Below are 16,012 nucleotides of genomic sequence, written 5' to 3'. Positions count from 1 at the left end.
GCCCATATAAATTGACATTCGCAAATAGAGGACGCTAGACTTGGCCTATGACCGCCACCGATTTCCCGCCACACAGCCAGGCCCAGCAGATCGCCGCGCCGCCGATTCCAGCCCGCTCCTGGGCCATCATCGATTCCACCTTGCGTGAGGGCGAGCAGTTCGCACGTGGCAATTTCAAGACCGGCGACAAGATCGAGGTGGCCCGCGCCCTGGACGCCTTCGGAGCCGAGTACATCGAGCTGACGACTCCGATGGTGAGCGCCCAGACCGCCTCAGACATCCGGCAACTGGCCGACCTGAACCTGAACGCCAAACTGCTGACGCACGTCCGCTGCGCGATGGAAGACGTTCAGCGGGCAGTGGATACCGGCGTGGACGGCCTGGACCTGCTGTTCGGCACCTCCAGCTTTCTGCGCGAGTTCAGCCACGGCAAGAGCATCGGCCAGATCATTGAGTCGGCCCAGAAGGTCATCGGCTGGATTAAAGAGCATCATCCGAATCTGGAGCTGCGCTTCTCCGCCGAGGACACCTTCCGCTCGGAAGAAGCCGATCTGATGGCCGTTTACAAGGCCGTCAGCGACCTGGGTGTGCATAGGGTGGGCCTGGCCGACACGGTGGGCGTCGCCACGCCGAGGCAGGTCTATACCCTGGTGCGCGAAGTCCGCAAGGTCATTCATGCCGAGTGCGGCATCGAGTTTCACGGCCACAACGACACCGGCTGCGCGGTCAGCAACGCCTACGAGGCCATCGAGGCCGGGGCCACCCACATCGACACCACCATCCTGGGCATCGGCGAGCGCAACGGCATCACACCGCTGGGCGGGCTGCTGGCGCGGATGTTCACCTTTGACCCGCAGGGTCTGATGGACAAGTACCACCTGGAAATGCTGCCGGAACTGGACAACATGATCGCCCGGATGGTGGGCCTGCCGATTCCCTGGAACAATTACCTGACGGGTGAGTTTGCCTACAACCATAAGGCCGGAATGCACCTCAAAGCGATTTATCTCAATCCTGGCGCTTACGAGGCGATTCCGCCGCAGGTGTTCGGGGTGGGGCGGCGCATTCAGGCGGCCAGCAAGGTGACCGGCAAGCACGCCATTGCCTATAAAGCCCGCGAAATGGGTCTGCATTACGGCGAGGAGGCACTCAGGCGCGTCACCGACCACATCAAAGCGCTGGCCGAGCACGACGAACTGGACGATCAGCACCTGGAGAAGCTGTTGCGGGAATGGGTGAGTGCCTGAGTGATCATCAGATTCGGGGTGCTACGGTTCGGGCATGCCAGGTGAGAGATCGGGTGAGCTGAACCACTCCAGATCGCGCGGGGCGAGAGCGTTGGTGTTGCTGCACGACCAGCACCTGCGGCAATGTGTAGATGTCTGGAAGCAGGCGAAAGCGGCGAATCTCCATCTCCCGGAGACGAAGAGCGAGGATTACCGCTCGCTGGACGCCCTGCTGCACCATCTTCTCCACTCGGCGAGAATTTACATATTCAGGATTTGCCACAACCTCAGCTTGCCCGCCCCTCAGATTGGTCCAGTGCCGGACATGGAAGTGCTGGCCGGGCAAGCAGACCGCTATCTCGAACACCTGCTGGAGCGCTGGCGCTTGCCGTTGGCAGATGTCACGGACGCCCAGATAGAACCCGACCCGGAACTGTACTTCGCCGGAATGCCCTACTGGGTGGACGCCATGCTGGAACACGCAGTGATGCACCCGATTCGCCACGAGTTTCAGCTCAGGGAACTCATGGAGCGGCAGGGGTAGGATGCAGCTTGCTTACCACAGCCCTGCTGCCTTCAGCCGCGTGCTTGAGCGCGTCAGCCGTTTGAATCCGACCTACTCCAGACTCGGTGTGACGCTGGAGCCGACGCCGCACATGGAACAGCACCGGGTTGTGCTCGGCAGCGGCGAACGGACGTTTCAGCAGGCCCGCGCCGCCCTGCGCGGCTGGCAGACCCATCAATCGCGCTGGCTCAGGCTTTATCCTGGTGGCGGGCCGCCCGCTGAGGGTCAAACTGTCCTTGTGCTGCTGTGTCTGGCAGGCTGGTGCCTGGCCTTCGGTTGCCGCATCGTGCGCGTGCTGGATGACGAGCGGCGCACGGGTTTCGCCTACGGCTCGCTGCCCGGCCACCCGGAGCGCGGCGAGGAATTGTTTTTGATCGAGTGGCACGAAGATGACCGCGTGACCTTCACCCTGCGGGCCGTCAGCCAGCCTGCCAACTGGGTTTACCGGCTGGGGCGGCCCGCCGCAGAGCTGATGCGCCTCCTCGGCACCCGGCAGTACATCCGGGCCATGCGGCGGGCGGCAACTGGCACAATACTTTCCAGATGACTGGTCTCTCCCCCCTTCCCTACCGCGTCTACGCCGCGCCGCGCACCGAGGGCGGCAAACTCGCTTCCTTGTTCGTGAGCGCCGGGGGTGACTTGCAGGCCCAGGCCGCCCGCGCAGGCACGCCGCTGAGCGTCTTCATTGAGAGGCTCGATGAGCACGGCGCTCACCTGCGCGTCTTCACACCCACCCGCGATAAGGGCGACTCTGACAGCGCAGCCCTGGTGGCCCTGCACCACCTCTATGCGGAAGGGCGGGTTCCTGACGTGTCGAGCGTCTGGATGAACGGCCAGGAATACCCGGCCCAGCTCTGCGGCGGCGAGTGGCTGCTCAAGCAGGGTGACGTGAGCGTGACTGGCGCGCCGGACACCGATTTCGGCCCACTGAGAATCCAACCGGAGCACGTTCAAGTCGCCTCGGCAGGCCGCCCGAATCTGGTCGTGGGCGTGCCGTCCCTGGACGTCCTGACCCACTTTCGGACCGACGTAGAGGCCCTCAGCCAGCTCGGGCGCGAGACACAGACGACGGGTTTCATTCTCTACACGCTCGACGCCGAGCGCACCGATGTCGCCTTTCGGGCCTTCGGGCCGCTGAGGGGTTTTGACGAGGACGCCGCCAGCAGCAACATGTTCGCCTGCCTGGTGGGGGCGCTGAGTATGCGCGGCGCGCTGCCGGAAGGTGAGCCGCTGGTACGCGGTCTCCAGATGATGCCGGGCGTGCCGTCCAGGTTGAGCGCCCAGTACGCCCCGCAAGCGGGCGGAGCGAGTGACGTGTGGGTGGGCGGCACGGCCAGCAGGTTGAATGAATGACTGAATTGAACTTGAGCACTCCAAATTTCAATGAACTAAGGCGAGATCTGTCGTTCTCGGCCGTGCTGGCAGGCTTCATCGCCGTGCTGGTGGGGGCGTCGAGCAGCATCGGGCTGGTGATCGCCGCCGCGCAGGCCGCGCACCTGACCCCCGCACAGACGAGCAGCTGGATTTTCAGCGTCTACATCAGTATTGCCGTCACGGGTTCGCTGCTGAGCTGGCGGTACCGCGCCCCGATCCTGACCGCCTGGACGACGCCGGGGCTGGCTCTCATTGCCACCCAGGCCAGCCACCTGACCCTGCCGGAGATGATCGGCGCGTACCTGATCAGTGCTGCGCTCATCACGGCGCTGGGCCTCAGCGGAGCCTTCGAGCGGGTCACGGCACGGATTCCGGGGCCGCTGGCGGCGGGGCTGCTGGCGGGCGTGCTGATTCCGTTCGTGCTGGGGGCCTTCAAAGCCTTGCCCACCTCGCCGCTGATCGTCGGCGCGATGACGGGCGCGTTTTTGCTGGGTCGGGCCTTCTTGCCACGTTACGCGGTGCCCCTATCGCTGGCGGCGGGTGTGGTCGCCGCGCTGCTGAGCGGACAGATCGGTACGGTGGGCGGAGCGGATGTGTTCGGCACCCTGACATTCACGCTGCCCCACTTCACCCTCAGCGCGCTGCTGGCCCTGGCCCTGCCGATGACGTTGCTGACCCTGGCCTCGCAGAACCTGCCGGGCGTGGCGGTGCTGCGAACCTTCGGTTACTCGCGGGTGCCCACCACGCCGCTGATCTGGGTCACCGGGCTGGCCTCGCTGCTGTCGGCTCCGTTCGGGGCGCACACCACCAACCTGGCGGCCATCACGGCGGCCATCGGCGCGGGCGAGGAGAGCCACCACGATCCGGCGCGGCGCTATGTGGCGGGCCTGTCCAGCGCCTTCTTTTATCTGCTGCTGGGCATTTTCGCGGGCTGGGTGGCGGGCGCGGTGGGGGCTGTGCCGCCCGCCTTCATCGCGGCGCTGGCGGGGCTGGCCCTGCTCGGCACGGCGACCAGCAGTCTGGTGTCGGCGCTGAGCGACACCGAGTGGCGCGAGGCCGCTGCCGTCACGGTGTTCGTCACTGCCTCGGGGCTGAGCTGGTGGGGGCTGGGCAGTGCGTTGTGGGGGCTGATCCTGGGCGGGCTGCTGGGGTGGGGACTGCGCAGGAGGGGACCAGGACGCAGAGCATGAGGCTGGCACGTTTTCCCCTCAGCGCTCTGTCCGCCGGAATGGTCGCCGTGCTGATCAGTTTCGCCAGCAACATTCCGCTGTTCGTGCAGATGTTCGCCGTGGCGCACTTCTCACCGGGCCAGTCGGTCAGCAGCCTGACGAGCATGTACCTGCTGCTGGGACTGCTGGGCGCGGGCCTGTGCCTGATCTACAAAGCGCCGGTCATCCTCGGCTGGAACACGCCGGGTCTGGCGGTGCTGATCGCTGAGGGCAGCCGCTTCACACCGAACGATGTGGTGGGAGCACTGCTGCTCAGTGGCGCGGTCCTGGCCCTGATCGGCGTCAGCGGCGCATTCGACGCCGTGGCCCGGCGCATTCCCCCGGCGCTGGCCTCGGCGCTGCTGGCGGGCGTGCTGCTGCCGTTCGTGCTGCGCGGTGTCGCCGCCATCCCCGCCGCTCCCGCGCTGACCCTGCCACTGCTAGGTACTTACCTGCTGGGCCGCGCCTTTTTTCCACGCTATGCGGTGCCCGCTGCACTGGTCATGGGCCTGGGGGCCGCCGCGCTGGGCGGACAACTGCACTTCGACGCGCCGCACCCGCTGGGCCACCTCGAACTGATCGCCCCGGCATTCGGCTTCAGCGCCGCGCTGACCCTGGCCCTGCCGATGACGCTGCTGGCGCTGACGGCCCAGAATCTCACCGGCATCGCCATTCTGCAATCGAGCGGCTACAGCCGGGTGCCGGTCAGGCCGCTGATCACGCTGACCGGTTTGGCCGCCACTCTGGCCGCACCATTCGGCAGCCTGACCCTGAATATGGGGGCCATCACCGCCGCCCTCTGCACCGGACCGGACGCCCACCCCGACCCGGCGAAGCGCTACCTGGCGGGCCTGACCTGCGCGGGCGGCTACCTGGCCCTGAGCCTCGGCGCGGGGGCGCTGCTGGGCCTGGCCAGCGCCTTTCCCGCCGCACTGATGCAGACGCTGGCGGGCGTGGCCCTGCTCGGCGCGGTAATGGGCGGTCTGGAAGGCGTGCTGAGAGACGCCTACTGGCGCGAACCGGCCCTGCTCACGCTGGTCGTCACCGCGTCGGGCTTCAGCCTGCTGGGGCTCAGCGGCGCGGTGTGGGGCCTGGGGCTGGGCTGGGGGCTGGCCTGGCTGCGGGCGAGAGGCACCAGATGAGCAGGACCGGAATTGAAGGTCACCCACCACTGACCCCTCCTCGCATTTAAACGGGTTACGTTTGTTTCATATCCAGATCAGGAGAGAACCGATTTCATCTGAGTCCGTATCACATCGCGCTGGGCACCTCGATGCCGATCAGGCCCAGCGTTTGCACGAAGGCCCGTTGCAGCCTGCCGACCAACGCCAGCCGAGCCTCACGCAGCCCCGGCTCACTCGCCAGTACGTTGGTCGCGGGGCGGCCCTCCTTGTTCTTGGCGTTGTACCAGCCGTTGAAGGCCGAGGCCAGGTCGAGGGCATACTGGGCAACCACGTGAGGGCTGTGAACACGCACCGCATTGGCAACCACTTCCGGAAACCTGGCGACGACTTTGGCGAGGTTCAGATCGAGGTCGGTGGTGCTGGCCCAGTCGGCCCCGCTCCCGTCCACGGCGTGGCCCTCAGCCTGTGCTTTCTTGAGGATATTTCCGGCCCGTACCGCCGCGTACTGCACGTAAGGCGCGGTGTCGCCCTGAAGGGCCAGCGCAAGGTCCCAGCGGAAGTCGATCTGGCGAGTCGGCTCGGCCTTGAGCATGGCGAAGCGGATGGCCCCCACCGCGATGCGGCGCACAATCTCCGCACCCTCGGGGGTGCCGATGACCTCGGGCTTAAGGTTCTGCATCAGCTCGGTGACGAGTTGCCCAGCCTCGTCCAGCACGGCGTCGGCGCTGACCCCGATGCCCTTGCGCCCTGAGATGGTCTGGCCCTCGAAAGTCACGAAGGCATACGACAGGTGGATGCTGCGCTCCTCCTGCTGCGGCGACCCGGCAACCCCCAGACTGGCCCTGACGATCTTCTGGGGATGCTCCTGGCGCGAGTCGATCACGTTGATGACTTCAAAAGCGTGGCCGAATCTTCGCTCGGTGTCGGGCTGCCCGTCGGGCGCGGAAGTCCAGACGGTGCGGCCCTCGGGGTCGGTCATGAACGGCCTGAACTTCATACCCTCGAACAGGCCGAACTTCCAGAACTGATAGCCGATGTCCTTGGCGGCGTACATGGCCGTGCCGTCCGAGCGCATCAGCACCACGTTGCTCTCTTCCAGCCCCGGCATAAAGGCCGACACGTCCATCACCAGCGCCCCGGCGAACTTACCCTCCAGCGGGCGGGCCGTGTGGCTGCCGCCCTCCAGGATGTTCATGGCCTGACTCAAGAACCCGCTGCCCACCACGTCGGATTCCCAGTTGAGCAAATCGTAGCGTGCGCCGAGCCGAAAACAGGTATCGAGGTGGGCCTTGACGATCTGCTCGATCTCGCCGCGCAGTTCGCCGGTTTCAAGGCGGTGCATCACAGCGCGGATGCCGCTTTCCAGCTCTGGTTTGTCGGGGTCGGCGTTAAGGCGTACGTAACCCTCGCCCATGAAGTGGTCGTACTTCTGCTTGCCGTCCCACTTGCGGCGGTAGTGCGCCTGGGCATAGAGGCTCTCAGCCGCCTGCCGCCCGGTGTCGTCGATGTAGTTCTGAATCTCGACCTGATGCCCGGCGGCGCGGAAGATGCGGCCCATGCTGTCGCCCAGCACCACATTGCGGACGTGCCCGACGTGCAGCTCCTTGTTGGGGTTGACCGAGGTGTGCTCGATGACCACCTTGCCGCTGCCCTGCTCCGGCGTGGCGGGATCGGTGACCACCGCCTGCACGAAGGCCCCGGCGTCCACGAAGAAATTGAGAAAGGGGCCAGCCGCCACAGCGCGGGCGATCCCGGTGGGCAACACCACCGTCTGGGCGAGCTGGGCAGCCACCTGCGCCGGATCCTGGCCGAGCAACTTGGCGAGCTGAAAGGCGGCGGGCGTGCCGTAATCGCCGGGCTTGTTCGGCGGCGTTTCCTGAATCGCCACGTCCAGAGGTGCGCCGAGTTGTAAGGCGGCTCCTTCGACGGCGGCTTTGAGCTGGGCCTTGAGGTTCATAAGGGGAGATTTTAGCGCAGGTGGGAAGGCAAGCAGGCAGCTGACCTTCCACTGACGCTGGGCAGTCAGGCTGACATCAGGGCGGGTGGTGTATCATGAGTCACCAGAGCGGCGGCCCTCTCACTTCGCCCTCATGACTGGTCGCCACAGGAGTTTCATGAGCGTCCAAACCAACAACCAAGCCAAGACCGAAGTGGAGCGTGCCCGGCTGCTGGCCGACGTTCACGACTTCCTGAGGATTCTGCGCGGCATGAACAACGAGCTGACCCCCTTCGACTGGGTGCGTCACCTGGCCCCGGACGGCGAATTCCAGCGCGGCGTGGAGGCCATTCCGGTGGACCACATCATCGGCTCGGTGGACCGTTACCGCGAATTCGACCGCTACTACCTGCCCAAAGAAAAACACCTCGACGACCGATGGGTAGGCGTTCGGCGCGCCCAGCTCGACGGCAAGGAGCTGCCGCCGATTCAGGTCTACAAGGTGGGCGAACTCTACTTCGTCAAGGACGGCAACCACCGGGTCAGCGTGGCCCGCCGCCAGGGGCAGGCGTACATCGACGCCAGCGTGATCGAGCTGCACGTCACGGTGCCGCCGAGCGAGGGCGACACCCTGAAAGACATGATCATCAAGGGCGAGTACGCCCAGTTTCTGCGGGCCACCAAACTCAACGAGGTGTCGCCCAACCACAAAGACATCCTGTTTACGAAGCCGGGGCGCTACGCCACCCTGATCGAGCACATCAACGCCCGGCGCTATTACCTCGACCTCAAGCCAGGACGAGAACGGCCCGTGACCTGGGAGGAAGCGGTGGAGAGCTGGTACCGCCGCCTCTACAGCCGGATCGTGGAGAATATCGAGGCCCACGACGTGATGCACCGCTTTCCGGGCCGCACCGAGGCCGATCTGTATCTGTGGATCATGGACCACCGCTATTACCTCTCGGAGAAATACGGTTACGACGTGGGCAGTGAGCAGGCCACGCTGGACTTCAGCAAGCACCACGCTCCCCGGCTCTACAAGCGCCTCGGCCAGCGCATGAAGCTGGCCTGGCGCGGCAAGCTGGAACCGAGGCTGTAGGCTGTAGGGTTCCACTCCTGGTCGGGCTGCGTTCTCAGACCGCCGCGCTACACTCTGGGGCGTGACTTCGCTGTATCTACTAATCAGCATCCTGATGGCCCTGGCCCTGCTGGCGCTGCTGCTGCGCCCAGGCCCGGCACGCCCGATCACCCTGTGGCTGCTGGCGGCGCTGCTGCCGGTGCTGGTGTCGGTGACGGCAGCGCTCTACGGGCAGGCCCAGGCCCAGCGTACTTTATCGGACTTCAATCCGGCGGTGCAGGACCGCGCCCTGGCCTGGCGCGACGCGGGCGGCACCGAGAGCACCTCCACTCTGGCGCTCAGCGGGCTGGACGCCGCCTGCGTGGTGCGGGCGGCCCAGCGCGGCGGCACTTACCAGCTCAGCAGCTCCACACTCTTCGTGCCGAATCAGGCTCAGCTCCTCGGTCCCTGGCCCAGCAAGGCCCAGGCCGACGCGCTGATGCTCAGCGGGCGACTCGGCTGCCGCCGGGTGAGCCGCGCGGGCGAGTAGCGCCGAGCAAGGCCGCTACTTGCCCACGCAGAAATTCCTGAACACCGCGTCCACCACGTCCTCCTGCACGTCACGCCCGGTCAGCTCGGCCAGTGCCCCCAGGGCCTGTTCCAGTTCGTATCCGGCCAGGTCATCGGGCAGATGTCGGGCGGCGGCAATATGCATCAGGGCGCGGCGGGCGGCGTCGGCCTGGCGCTCAGTGGTGAGCCAGGCCTCACCGCGCGTCTGGTTGCCGAGCAGGGCCGCGCGCACCGCCTCGCGCAACTCCGGCAGGCCCGCGCCCGTCACGGCACTGACCAGCAGAAACCCGGGAGCCTGCCAGCGCTGGCCGAGGTCAATCTTGGTCTGTATCCGCAAAGTGGGGGCGTCACTGGCGATGTCGAGCGGTTCGCGCGCAGCGCTGCCGTCCTCGAGCAGCAGCACCAGGTCGGCATTCTGGCCGAGCAACTGGGCCTGGCGCACGCCCGCCGCCTCAATCTCGTCGGCCGTCTCACGCAGGCCCGCCGTATCGACCAGCGTGATTGGCACGCCTGCCAGTTCGAGCTGGGCTTCCAGGTAATCGCGGGTGGTTCCGGCGATGGGCGTCACGATGCTGCGCTCATAGCCGAGCAGGGCGTTGAGCAGGCTGGACTTTCCGGCATTGGGGCGGCCCAGCAGCGCCAGGCGTGCGCCGCGCGTGGCGATCTGCCCGGCGCGGGCGGTGCCGAGCAGGCCAGCGAGTTCGGCCTCGGCCCTCAGCAGGGGTTCCCCACGCTCCTCTTCCGGCACGCCCTCGTCGGGATAATCGAGCATTGCCTGAATGGCGGCCAGGGTGCGGGTCACGGCCTCAGCCACAACCGAGACCCGCGCCGCGATGGCCCCGCTCAGACCCAGCGTCGCCTGACGCCGGGCCGCGTCGGTCTGGGCATTGACCAGCGAGAGCACCGCCTCGGCCTGGGTCAGATCGAGCCGCCCACCGAGGTAAGCCCGCAGGGTAAATTCGCCAGGCCGGGCCGCGCGGGCACCGACTTCCAGCACCCGCTCCAGCAACCGGGCCAGCACCGCCGGGCTGCCGTGAGACTGCAACTCGGCCACATCCTCGCCGGTGTAGCTGTGCGGACCGCGAAAGATGAGGCACAGACCCTCGTCAATGCTGTCGCCCGACCCGCTCCTGAACGCGCCGTAGAGAAAGCGTCCGCCGGGGGTGCGGCTGGGCCGCGAGCGTCCAGCGAATACCGCGTCGGCCACCCGCAACGCCGCCGGGCCACTGACGCGCACGATGCCCACCCCGGCGCTGCCCGGCGCGGTGGCGATGGCGGCGATGGTGTCTGAGAGGCCAGTCATGCAGAGAGGCTAGCAGAGGCGCAGGCAGGCAACCGGACTATTCGTTGGCAACAGGAAATATGCAGTTCCAGTACCGGGCCGCATCTTTGAACGGCACTCCGTCGTTGATCAGCCGCCCCGCGCTTCACGAAACGGTTTGTAGAGCAAAGCTGCCGCCGGGATCAGCACCAGCACGGCCCCGGCAGCCATCAAAGCGGTAGGTGGCGACCAGGTGCCAACTGCGCCCGCCGCGACCACGTAGCCGAGCGGCACCAGGGCGTAAGTGGCGACGCTGATCAAGCCGAAGACCCGGCCCTGCAATTCGGGAGGCGCGGTTTGCTGCACCCAGGTGGGAAACAAAATGTTGGGCACCATTGCCAGCCCGTCGGCCAGGGCCAGCAGCAGCGCCGCCGCCACCACGCTGCGGGTCAGTCCCACGCCGAGGTAGCCGCTGAGGCCGATGCCGATGACGCTCAGCGCCGTTACCAGGGCTGCCCGCTCGGTGTGGACGCAGGCCAGCACAAACGACGCCGCCAGGATGCCCGCATTCATTGCCGTGAGCAGATAGCCGTAGACCGCCGCCGGTTCGCCCAGCGTCCACGTGACGTAGAGCGGCAGCGCCACGCCCATCACCGGGGTGGCAACATTGGTGGCCGCAAAGAAGGTCAGAAAGAGCAGCATGACGGCCTGCCCGACCACCCAGCGCCAGCCCTGGCTCAATTGCTCCAGCAGGGTCTCACCGTGCGGCACTCCCACTGGCTGCTCGGCCACGCGCAAGGTCAGGAGCGTCATGACCATCCACAGCAGCGCCCCGGTGTTCACGGCAGCCAGGCCACCCACGCCGATCACTGCCAGCAGCGCCCCGGCCAGGGCGGGGCCGACGAGGTAACCGAGGCTGTCACCCACCGAGAAAAGGGCATTGCCCGCTTGCAACTGCGGCGGCGCAATCACCTGGGGCAGGAGGGCGTTGTACGCCGGATTGCCCACAGCGCTGAGGCTGCCAAATACCACGCCGAGCGCGTAAAGGTGCCACAACTCGGTGCGGCCTGACCAGATCAGACACGTCATCAGGGCCATACCCAGGGCCCGGCCCGCATTGGTTGCCACCAGCAGGCGGCGGCGGTTGAGGCGGTCCGCCCAGACGCCACCCAACAAGGAGAACAGCAGCCCAGGCAGCACGTTTGCCAGCAGCACCCCACTGAGACCCGCCGCCGCGCCGCCGAGCTTCAGTACCAGAGCAACCTGCGCCACCCGGAAGAGGGCGTCTCCAAAAGTGGAGAGGGTCTGGGCTGTCCAGAGCTGGCGATACTCTCGCTGGCCCAGCAGTGTCCAGTTGGCCTTCACCCAGCAGCCTGGGCGCAGCGGGCCGAGCGCGGAGCGCGCGCCCAGGAAACGCGGCGGAAAGAGTGACGCATCAATGCCAGGCTACTCCACAATCCGCCACCAGAAACTACTAGACGCTTGCTGGAACGCTTTCCAGGTGCGTGGCCTCCGCCCTCCTCAGCCTCAGCGTCTGTTGGAGCGCGTCACCATCAGCTTGAACTCGTTGGGGCTGGAAGCGTTGTCGCGGGCTTCCTCCATCGAGATCAGGTTGGCCTGATACAGATCGAGCAGGTGCTGGTCGAAGGTGTGCATACCTCTGATGTTGTCCTCGACCAGCGCCTCCTTGATCTCGTGGGTGCGGCTCTCGTCGCGGATAAATTCGGAAATCAGCGGCGTGTTGATCAGCACCTCGTGGCCCAGCACCCGGCCCACGCCGTCGGAGCGGCGCAAGAGCCGCTGACTGATAATGCCCACCAGCGACTCGGCCAGCAGCACCCGGATCTGGCCGCGCTCATACGGCGGAAAGAAATCGATGATACGGCTGATGGTCCGCATCGAGTCGAGGGTGTGCAGGGTCGAGAGGACCAGGTGGCCAGTCTGGGCGGCGGTCAGTGCGGCCTCCACCGTTTCCTTGTCGCGCATCTCGCCGATCAGGATCACGTCGGGGTCCTGGCGCATGGCGTACTTGAGGGCGGTGCCGAAGTCGCGGGTGTCCGCGCCGATTTCACGCTGGGCCACGATGCTGCGCTGATTGCGGTGCAAGATCTCGATCGGATCTTCGATGGTGATGATGTTGTAGGCAAAGTTTCGGTTGATGTGGTCGACCATGCTGGCCATGGTGGTGCTCTTGCCCGAGCCCGTCGGCCCTGTCACCAGAATCAGCCCGCGCGAGGCTTCCGAGAACGTCCGCAGCACCTCGGTGGGCAGCCCCAGCGTCTCGAAATTGGGAATGCTGTCGCCGACCACCCGCATGACGATGCCAACCGCGCCGCGCTGCCGGAAAATGTTGCAGCGAAATCTGCCCATGCCTGAAACGCTGTAGGCGGTGTCAAGTTCGTTGCGGTACTCGAAATCCTCCCACTGATCGGCGCTGAGGATGCTCTGGGCGAGTGCCTGGGTGTCGGGCGGCATCAGCAACTGGGTGCCGAACTGCACCAGTTGGCCGTCCACCCGGCCGGTCGGCGGGCTGCCCGCTTGCAGGTGCACGTCGCTGACCCGGCGCGAGAGCATCTGCCGCAGCAATTCGTCGAGGTTCACTGAACCTTCTCCGCATAGTCCACCGCAGCGGGCGCAGTGGCTGGCACGGTCAGCGGCAGATTGTCGATCAGGCGCACGCCGAACAGGTGGGCCGCCACCAGCAGGCGGGCCTGCGTCGGCGCGTCGGCAGGCAGGGGAGCATCAGAGCGGCGCGGGATAGACACACCCCCATTATCGAGCTGTTCTATGTCACGCATGTCACCGTCCACCAGCCCCAGGTAATCGAGGGTCAGATCCGGCTCGCTGACCAGCACCGCGCGGGCCGCCGCCAGCAGCCCGTCCGGGCGGCGCTCGCCCGCCGCATAGCACTGCTGGGCCGCCCCCAGGGCGCGGGCGAGCACGGCAGCACGTGCCCGCTGCGGCGGCGTGAAGTAGCTGTTGCGGCTGCTCAGTGCCAGGCCTTCCTCGCCGGGCAGCGACGAGCGCACCGTCGGCACACCCACGATTTCGAGCAGCAAATCAAGGTCGCGTACCATCCGGCGCACCACCATCAGTTGCTGCCAGTCCTTCTCACCGAAATACGCCCGCGTCGGCTGCACCAGGTTGAACAATTTGAGCACCACTGTCGCCACTCCGCTGAAGTGCCCGGGCCGCGACGCACCGTCGAAACCCTCCGAGACGCCCGCGACGCTGACCCGCGTGGCGAATCCCGGCGGGTACATCTGGTCGGTGTCCGGCGCAAACAGCACGTCCACGCCAGCCCGCTCGGCAAAAGCCGCGTCGTGCGGTAGGTCGCGTGGGTAAGCGGCAAAGTCCTCGCTGGGGCCGAATTGCAGCGGGTTGACGAAGAGGCTCAGCACCACCCGGTCGTTCTCGGCGCGGGCGCGGCGGATCAGGTGGGCGTGGCCGTCGTGAAGGTGGCCCATCGTCGGAACCAGCCCCAGGGATGGGCTGCCGCCCGGCCCCAGTGCGGCCCGCAGCTCAGCGGGCGTGTGGACAAGTTGCATCACACCCGGCAAGCTATCAAAAGTTCAGCCAGGAAAGGTCGGTGGAATCAGCGGTCCAGCTCTTGCGGCAACACCAGATCGATCAGCCAGTTGAGGACCGTCAGGATGATGGCCCCCACGAACGCGCCGCCGAACCCCGACACGTTGAGCGCCGTGAGCGACGCCACCAGCATCAGCATCAGGGCATTGACCACCAGGGTGAACAGGCCCAGCGTCAGCACGTTGATCGGTAGCGAGAGCAGCAGCAGAATGGGCCGGAGAACGGCATTCACGACGCCCATGACCAGCGCGGCGATCAGGACGCTGATCCAGGTGCTGCCCGGCTCGAACGACACGCCGCCGTAGAGCCGGGTGACGAGGTAGAGCGCCGCCGCACTGATGACGAATTTCAGGAGGGCATTGAGCATCTTCCCACCCTAAGACCTGGCCGGGCGCAGGCGTCTTCAGCCGGGCTTGAGGGAGTTCTCAGGAACTGGGCGCTTTACCTCTGGCACCGCGGCGCTTATGCTACGGGCATGTTCAGCCGCACTGCCTGGTGGTGGCCCCGTTTTTCTGGGTGACACTCCGGCTGCCTTGCAAGAAGTCCCGCCGCGCCCAGGAACCGACGAGTTCCGGGCGCGTTTTTTTGTGTGTCCGCATCTTCCCCTCCCCTTTCCGCAGGAGACCGCATGACCCTCACCCAGCCGCAGATTCAGCCCCCAGCAACCTTTACCGAAGTGCGCGAACTCAACGCCGATCTCGACACGCCGGTCAGCGCCTACCTGAAAGTCACCGGCGGCGCAAAGAAGCTCAGCTTTCTGCTGGAGAGCGTGGAGGGCGGCGAGCGGCAGGCCCGCTACTCGTTTATCGGGGTGGGCGAGGTGGGGCGCTTCACCCTGCGTGGGACAACGGCGACGCTCAGCGGGATCTTAGGGAATGAAACAATGGAGACGGCGGACCCGCTCGCCCTGCTCTACAGCCGGGTGCTGCGGCCCGTGACGTTGCCCACCGAGAAGTTCAGCGGCCTGCCGCCCTTCTTCGGCGGCGCAGTGGGCTACGCGGCCTACGACATCATCCGGGTCTATGAGCAGTTGCCCGACGCCAATCCCGACGAGCTGAACGTTCCGGACGCCCTGTTCATCGTGCCGGAAGGTCTGGTCATCTTCGATCACCTGCGCCACCGGCTCTACGCGGTGGCCATCTCCGAGGCCGAGGCCGAGGCCGGGCGCATCGTGGACGCCCTGGAAACCGATCTGCGCGGGCCGCTGCCGGATGTGCCGGGCCGTGAGAAAGCCGAGCCGATGACCTTCAAGAGCAACTTCACACCCGGGGGCTACCAGAACGCGGTGAAGCGCTGCATCGGGTACATCCATGCCGGGGACATCTTCCAGGTGGTGCCGTCTCAGCGCTTCTCCGCCGACCTGACGGTGGAACCGTTCGCGCTCTACCGTGCCCTGCGCGGCATCAACCCCAGCCCGTACCTGGGTTTTCTGAATCTGGGCGAGGTGACGCTGGTGGCCAGCAGCCCGGAGAGCCTGCTGCGAAGCGACGGCCACAGCATCGTGACCCGCCCGATTGCCGGGACCCGGCCACGCGGTCAGACACCCGAGGAGGACGCCGCGCTGGCCGCCGAATTGCTGGCCGACGAGAAGGAGCGGGCCGAGCACCTGATGCTGGTCGATCTGGGCCGCAACGACATCGGGCGGGTGGCCGAGTACGGCAGCGTGACGGTGGAGGACGCCTTTTCCATCGAGCGCTACAGCCACGTGATGCACATCGTCAGCGGGGTGCGCGGCATTCTGCGCAAAGGTCAGACGCCGCTCAACGCCCTGGCCAGCGCCCTGCCGATGGGCACGGTGTCGGGCGCACCCAAGATCCGGGCGATGGAGATCATCGACGAGGTGGAATCGGTGCGGCGGGGGCCCTACGGGGGCAGTTTCGGCTACATCGCCTTCGACGGCAGCCTCGACATGGCCCTGACCCTGCGGACCATGGTCATCACGAACGGCAAACTCCATATTCAGGCCGGGGCGGGCATCGTGGCCGACTCCGACCCAGTGGCCGAAGAACTGGAAACGAGAAGCAAGGCGGCGGCGCTGATGCGGGCGGCGGAAAGGGCGGCGGGAGGACTGTGAACATCCGGTCAGCGAACGTCGACGATCTG

General features: G+C 66.4%; 15 protein-coding genes. 9 read left to right on the top strand and 6 right to left on the bottom strand.

Annotated features, from left to right (window positions below):
- The first annotated feature begins 47 nt into the window (after positions 1 to 47).
- Genes lysS through N0D28_RS09370 form a run of 6 tightly spaced genes read left to right on the top strand, consistent with a single transcriptional unit; the run spans position 48 to position 5,515 of the window.
- The gene (gene lysS / locus N0D28_RS09395) at positions 48 to 1,247 is read left to right on the top strand and encodes a homocitrate synthase (protein ID WP_260559270.1); all 1,200 of its coding nucleotides are present in this window, start codon (positions 48 to 50) and stop codon (positions 1,245 to 1,247) included.
- Between the two features lie 34 nt (positions 1,248 to 1,281).
- Entirely contained in the window at positions 1,282 to 1,770 is a 489-nt protein-coding gene (locus N0D28_RS09390; protein ID WP_260559269.1) for a hypothetical protein, read from the top strand.
- Between the two features lies 1 nt (position 1,771).
- A complete protein-coding gene (locus N0D28_RS09385) occupies positions 1,772 to 2,338 on the top strand; it encodes a DUF1990 domain-containing protein (protein ID WP_260559268.1) in 567 nt (188 codons plus the stop codon).
- The gene (locus N0D28_RS09380) at positions 2,335 to 3,144 is read left to right on the top strand and encodes a PhzF family protein (RefSeq protein WP_260559267.1); all 810 of its coding nucleotides are present in this window, start codon (positions 2,335 to 2,337) and stop codon (positions 3,142 to 3,144) included. Before N0D28_RS09385 ends, N0D28_RS09380 begins: the two co-directional genes overlap by 4 nt.
- Positions 3,141 to 4,355, top strand: a complete 1,215-nt coding sequence (locus tag N0D28_RS09375; RefSeq protein WP_260559266.1) for a benzoate/H(+) symporter BenE family transporter — start codon at positions 3,141 to 3,143, stop codon at positions 4,353 to 4,355. The genes N0D28_RS09380 and N0D28_RS09375 overlap by 4 nt, the downstream gene beginning before the upstream one ends.
- Complete coding sequence (locus N0D28_RS09370; protein WP_260559265.1) at positions 4,352 to 5,515, top strand: benzoate/H(+) symporter BenE family transporter; 1,164 nt, start codon at positions 4,352 to 4,354, stop codon at positions 5,513 to 5,515. The genes N0D28_RS09375 and N0D28_RS09370 overlap by 4 nt, the downstream gene beginning before the upstream one ends.
- Before the next feature lie 109 nt (positions 5,516 to 5,624).
- Here N0D28_RS09370 and N0D28_RS09365 read toward each other — a convergent pair whose 3' ends face one another.
- Positions 5,625 to 7,454: an arginine--tRNA ligase gene (locus tag N0D28_RS09365; protein WP_260559264.1), complete on the bottom strand. Its 1,830-nt coding sequence runs from the start codon at positions 7,452 to 7,454 to the stop codon at positions 5,625 to 5,627.
- Positions 7,455 to 7,611: 157 nt separating this feature from the next.
- On the opposite strand from N0D28_RS09365, the gene N0D28_RS09360 reads away from it, so the two are divergent.
- Together N0D28_RS09360 and N0D28_RS09355 are read left to right on the top strand one after the other, a co-directional pair.
- Positions 7,612 to 8,532, top strand: coding sequence for a DUF4032 domain-containing protein (locus tag N0D28_RS09360; RefSeq protein ID WP_260559263.1), 921 nt, complete (start codon positions 7,612 to 7,614; stop codon positions 8,530 to 8,532).
- Positions 8,533 to 8,593: 61 nt separating this feature from the next.
- Positions 8,594 to 9,040 carry a hypothetical protein gene (locus N0D28_RS09355; protein ID WP_260559262.1) on the top strand — a complete coding sequence of 149 codons (447 nt, stop codon included), beginning with the start codon at positions 8,594 to 8,596 and terminating at the stop codon, positions 9,038 to 9,040.
- 15 nt (positions 9,041 to 9,055) lie between these two features.
- Here the strand turns inward: N0D28_RS09355 and mnmE are convergent, their stop codons facing one another.
- From mnmE to N0D28_RS09330, 5 genes are all read right to left on the bottom strand, one after another.
- On the bottom strand, positions 9,056 to 10,363 hold the full coding sequence (mnmE, locus tag N0D28_RS09350; protein WP_260559261.1) for a tRNA uridine-5-carboxymethylaminomethyl(34) synthesis GTPase MnmE: 1,308 nt from the start codon (positions 10,361 to 10,363) through the stop codon (positions 9,056 to 9,058).
- A 108-nt stretch (positions 10,364 to 10,471) separates the two neighbouring features.
- Positions 10,472 to 11,686, bottom strand: coding sequence for an MFS transporter (locus tag N0D28_RS09345; RefSeq protein ID WP_260559260.1), 1,215 nt, complete (start codon positions 11,684 to 11,686; stop codon positions 10,472 to 10,474).
- 162 nt (positions 11,687 to 11,848) lie between these two features.
- On the bottom strand, positions 11,849 to 12,922 hold the full coding sequence (locus N0D28_RS09340) for a type IV pilus twitching motility protein PilT (RefSeq protein WP_260559259.1): 1,074 nt from the start codon (positions 12,920 to 12,922) through the stop codon (positions 11,849 to 11,851).
- Positions 12,919 to 13,869 (bottom strand): pantoate--beta-alanine ligase, encoded by a 951-nt coding sequence (gene panC / locus N0D28_RS09335; RefSeq protein WP_260561870.1) that lies wholly within the window; start codon positions 13,867 to 13,869, stop codon positions 12,919 to 12,921. Before panC ends, N0D28_RS09340 begins: the two co-directional genes overlap by 4 nt.
- A 47-nt stretch (positions 13,870 to 13,916) precedes the next feature.
- Positions 13,917 to 14,276, bottom strand: coding sequence for a phage holin family protein (locus N0D28_RS09330; protein ID WP_260559258.1), 360 nt, complete (start codon positions 14,274 to 14,276; stop codon positions 13,917 to 13,919).
- Between the two features lie 261 nt (positions 14,277 to 14,537).
- Here N0D28_RS09330 and trpE point away from each other — a divergent pair, with 261 nt between their 5' ends.
- A complete protein-coding gene (trpE, locus tag N0D28_RS09325) occupies positions 14,538 to 15,983 on the top strand; it encodes an anthranilate synthase component I (protein ID WP_260559257.1) in 1,446 nt (481 codons plus the stop codon).
- Positions 15,984 to 16,012: the final 29 nt, after the last annotated feature.

This window comes from Deinococcus rubellus (assembly GCF_025244745.1).
GTDB classification, from domain to species: domain Bacteria; phylum Deinococcota; class Deinococci; order Deinococcales; family Deinococcaceae; genus Deinococcus; species Deinococcus rubellus.
The sequence above is the reverse complement of the archived record's forward strand: the minus strand, read 5'-3'. Positions and strand labels throughout refer to the sequence as shown.